Genomic DNA, 3,835 nt, shown 5'->3' with positions numbered 1-3,835 from the left:
TGATGTTTTATTACTACCCCCTGCTTTGGAAGCTTTAAAAAATCAAAAATCGTTCACTTATCTTGAAGGTAAACGGGTATTTTATAATCCTCGTACCAACATCCCATGGGAAACCGATGGCCAGATTCGTAAAACCTGTTGGGCGCATATTTTAAGAAAGGCTGGTATTCGGTATCGTAATCCGTATCAAACTCGTCACACGTATGCATCAATGATGCTGTCAGCTGGGGAGAACTCTTTGTGGGTGGCAACCCAAATGGGGCATAAAGATACCGAGATGATTATTAAACATTATGGACGGTGGATACCGGATAAATCGACTGTTGCAGGTTACCAACCAATCAACGACTGGTCGCAAACACTCAAAGCTAAAATACATCTATAGTATTTGTTTTTATCTCCGATAAGTACTAATATATACATATTATTGGAGATAAAAACAAATGTCGATCGATGAGTTTTTTTACAAACACCCAGTGTTTCGATATGAGGAGTTTGCACTTTTTAAAGCAACACAAGGTGTCACTAAGTCAATATCGGTGAATACGGCTTTAATGTATTATGTCAAATCTGGTCGAATTAAGTCTATTCGCCGAAAACTCTACGTTGTGGTACCACCTGAGCAATCTCCTGATGATGTGATGGTTGATCCTTACCTTGTCGCCGGCAAAGCAACAGATGATGCCATTATTAGCTATCATTCTGCTCTGGAATTGATGGGTGTAGCTTATTCCAGTTTTGGGCAGTTAACTTATGTAACAAAACAAAAAAGCAAGCCTTTTGAGTTTGGTGGTCATTGGTATCAGTCTGTTACTGTGGCCTTGCAAAAAAAACAAACGCTCAATGTCTATATTGAAGCAATCAATCGACAAGGCGTTGAAATCAAAATGACAAATGCTGCCCGGACTTTTGTTGATGTACTTGACCGCACCGAATTTTGCGGAGGTTGGGAAGAAGTATATCGATCAATCAGCAATCTTGTTGTATTAAATGTCGATGAGGCTATTGATTATTGTTTGATGTTAGATAATGCGCGATTGAACGCTAAAGTAGGCTATTTTTTGAGTCAACGTAAGGATGCGTTTGCCGTAACTGAAAAACAATTAGCACCTCTTATGGCAGCGAAACCCAAAGCTGCTCAATATATCTCCGGATCGGCTGGCGAACAATTTCAATTGATTAAATCTTGGAATATCTACTTGCCTTTATCTGTAATCAATCAATCATGGGAAGAACCTGATGCTGAATTCTAAAGAACAACTTATGAACCATGCGCGAACCAGTGGCTATAAGCCTGAAATTCTTGAGAAAGTTTACCGCTTGCTCGATGTGTTTCAACAAATTATGTCTGTACCTTTTTTACAGGAACGTTTGGTTTTAAAAGGAGGAACAGCGCTTAATCTTTTCTGTTTTGAACAATTACCAAGACTTTCTGTTGATATTGATCTCAATTACATTGGTGCACTTGACCGAGAAACGATGCTTGAAGAAAAACCAATGATCATGGATGCAATTCAGCAGATTATGTCGCAAAATCAGTTTGAACGACATCGTGCGCCGATGATGCATGCTGGCGGGAAAATGGTGTGGTTTTATCCAAGCCTGTTGGGGCAGCGTGGCTCGCTGGAAGTGGATATCAATTTTATGTACCGGCAACCACTATTTCCTGTAATTTTGAAGTCACCGAATATTCAAGACTACAAGCATTTGCAAGGCCCTGTTCTGGATATTCATGAACTGGCGGCTGGAAAGTTATCCGCGCTATTTGACCGAAATGCCAGTCGTGACTGGTTTGATGCACATCATCTATTGACTCAAATGCCACTAGACAAACAAAAATTGAAACTAGCTTTTGTGACTTATTTAGCGATGACTAAAATTGACTTTTCACATATGGTGCCCGAGCAGATAGATTTTGATCTAACCGATTTGCGTAACCGGCTGATTCCTGTCATGCACCAGATGTCTGTTTCAAGAAACACTCGTGAATTAAAGGAATGGGCTGTTACAAGAATTGGAGAGCTTCGGGAACGATTAGCTGACTTATTGCCTCTTGATTCAAATCAAATGCTGTTTATTAGCAAAATCCGAAATGAAGGTATAGTGTCGCCTGAATTAATAACCAATGACAGCGAATTAGCCAAAAAAATGATATCCCACCCAGTTATAAACTGGGTTATTAAGCAACGTTAAATATTGATTGAAAATGAATGGGCAATTGCAAAACACCAAGTTCGATTCCCCTCTCAGGAATCGAACTGCTCAGAAACATCATTGTTCATGAAAATGTACCCAATATGTGCCCAAACATTTATATAGTAAAAATTTAATGAGTACTATCAATGGATTACAAATAATTCTCGCGGGTTCGATTCCCGCCGCCTCCACCACTTAAGTTATTGATTTACAAGGGTGAAATTAGAACCCTTTCAAATTGCGGCACCATAAAGGCACCATTTACCCTAAATGACTACTCCAATCATGAATAGGACGATACCCTGATTGAGTTGAGCTATCCGGTATTCAACGACCATAAGTCTTAATTACCATTTCAACATCAACATGGCCTAATTGCTTGGAAACCCACATGATGTTTTCTCCCTGTGACAGCATCATTGATGCATAGGTATGGCGAGTTTGGTATGTATTTCTATAGCGAATTCCTGCTCTTTTTAAAATATGCATCCACTGGGTACGACGAATTTGCTGCGATGTTTCCCATGGTTTATTGGTCTGAGGATTATAAAATACCCTCCCTTTTTGCAACAAGATGTACTCCTTCTGCTGTTCCAATACCTCCAACGCTGGAGGTAATAAAAGAACATCCCGCACTCCTGCTTCCGTTTTGGGACCTTTTGATTCTTTAGCAACGATGGTTTCTTCAACATGGATTAATTGGTTTTGCTAATCCACATCTTCCCATTGCAGACCGATGAGCTCAGACACTCTTAATCCTGTAAAAAATGCAAACTGAAACAATAGCCGCACCTGTCCTTCTGAAGCATTCAATTAAATACCATCACATGCTATTTTGTTCCAGTATCGTATTTTTTATTGCTTCAAAAACGATGGCAGCAAAATTTATAACTATTGGTTTCTTGACGATCAATGTAGGTGGCATTGTCTTTTCATTAGCATACCTCACAGCAAATATGATGATTGATGTATATGGGATTGAACGTACTAAGCAGATGGTATTATTCGTTATTTTTTGCAATTTACTGTTTGTTTTTGATGTTTGGATAACCAATTTGTTGGCTATCAGTGATAATGATCCATTTAAATTAATTTTACATAATCAGGCACGAATGTTTATTGCATCTGCAACAGCATTTTTTCTCGGTATGACCATCAATTCCACGGTCATTTCGCTTATTAAATCAAAACAGCGCAAACGTGGCATTTCTTTGAAAAAGGAGTTTATCACTACCGTTTGGACAAGAATTGCAACTTCTTCAGCGTTTGGAATCATCATCGATGTTAGTCTTTTCTCGCTAGAGGCATTCTATGGCATTGTGCCGACTGAAAAATTGGCAAGTGTGATCGTGTTTGAAGATGCATATAAAATATCTTATGAGGTTATTCTTGCACCTGTTTCAATCTTATTGATCTATTTTCTCAAGGTTAAAGAAAAGGTTGATATTTATGATGAATTATCAAATTTAAACCCATTTAAAATTGATACTAATTATAAAGTCAGTGCAAATAAATTTGCTGAAAATTATATCAAGTCATAGGAACGAAACAATGGATAAATACATTCATGATTTTATGTCGGCTACCATTGAGGTGGCTGCGTCTAATCCGATTGCTCCTTATGGTGCAATTATTGTGT

The 3,835-nt window shown here is 38.4% G+C and carries 4 protein-coding genes and 1 pseudogene; 4 read left to right on the top strand and 1 reads right to left on the bottom strand.

Annotated features, from left to right (window positions below; genetic code table 11):
- From WA877_RS09975 to WA877_RS09965, 3 genes and pseudogenes are all read left to right on the top strand, one after another.
- Positions 1 to 385 (top strand): annotated as a pseudogene (locus tag WA877_RS09975) (site-specific integrase); the annotation flags it as partial.
- Between the two features lie 58 nt (positions 386 to 443).
- Entirely contained in the window at positions 444 to 1,253 is an 810-nt protein-coding gene (locus WA877_RS09970; protein WP_425170768.1) for a type IV toxin-antitoxin system AbiEi family antitoxin domain-containing protein, read from the top strand.
- Positions 1,240 to 2,193 carry a nucleotidyl transferase AbiEii/AbiGii toxin family protein gene (locus WA877_RS09965; protein WP_425170767.1) on the top strand — a complete coding sequence of 318 codons (954 nt, stop codon included), beginning with the start codon at positions 1,240 to 1,242 and terminating at the stop codon, positions 2,191 to 2,193. The genes WA877_RS09970 and WA877_RS09965 overlap by 14 nt, the downstream gene beginning before the upstream one ends.
- Positions 2,194 to 2,523: 330 nt before the next feature.
- On the opposite strand, the gene WA877_RS09960 is transcribed toward WA877_RS09965, so the two are convergent.
- On the bottom strand, positions 2,524 to 2,832 hold the full coding sequence (locus WA877_RS09960) for a tyrosine-type recombinase/integrase (RefSeq protein ID WP_425170766.1): 309 nt from the start codon (positions 2,830 to 2,832) through the stop codon (positions 2,524 to 2,526).
- A 131-nt stretch (positions 2,833 to 2,963) separates the two neighbouring features.
- On the opposite strand from WA877_RS09960, the gene WA877_RS09955 reads away from it, so the two are divergent.
- Entirely contained in the window at positions 2,964 to 3,737 is a 774-nt protein-coding gene (locus WA877_RS09955) for a VUT family protein (protein ID WP_425170765.1), read from the top strand.
- Positions 3,738 to 3,835: the final 98 nt, after the last annotated feature.

The organism is Legionella sp. (assembly GCF_049790535.1).
Lineage (GTDB): Bacteria > Pseudomonadota > Gammaproteobacteria > Legionellales > Legionellaceae > Legionella.
This window is presented reverse-complemented; position numbering and strand designations above follow the sequence as displayed.

Excerpts from the sequence above, each read along its gene's own strand:
- WA877_RS09970 (WP_425170768.1), top strand. The coding sequence starts at position 444 with ATGTCGATCGATGAGTTTTTTTACAAACACCCAGTGTTTCGATATGAG.
- WA877_RS09965 (WP_425170767.1), top strand. The coding sequence starts at position 1,240 with ATGCTGAATTCTAAAGAACAACTTATGAACCATGCGCGAACCAGTGGC.
- WA877_RS09955 (WP_425170765.1), top strand. The coding sequence starts at position 2,964 with ATGCAAACTGAAACAATAGCCGCACCTGTCCTTCTGAAGCATTCAATT.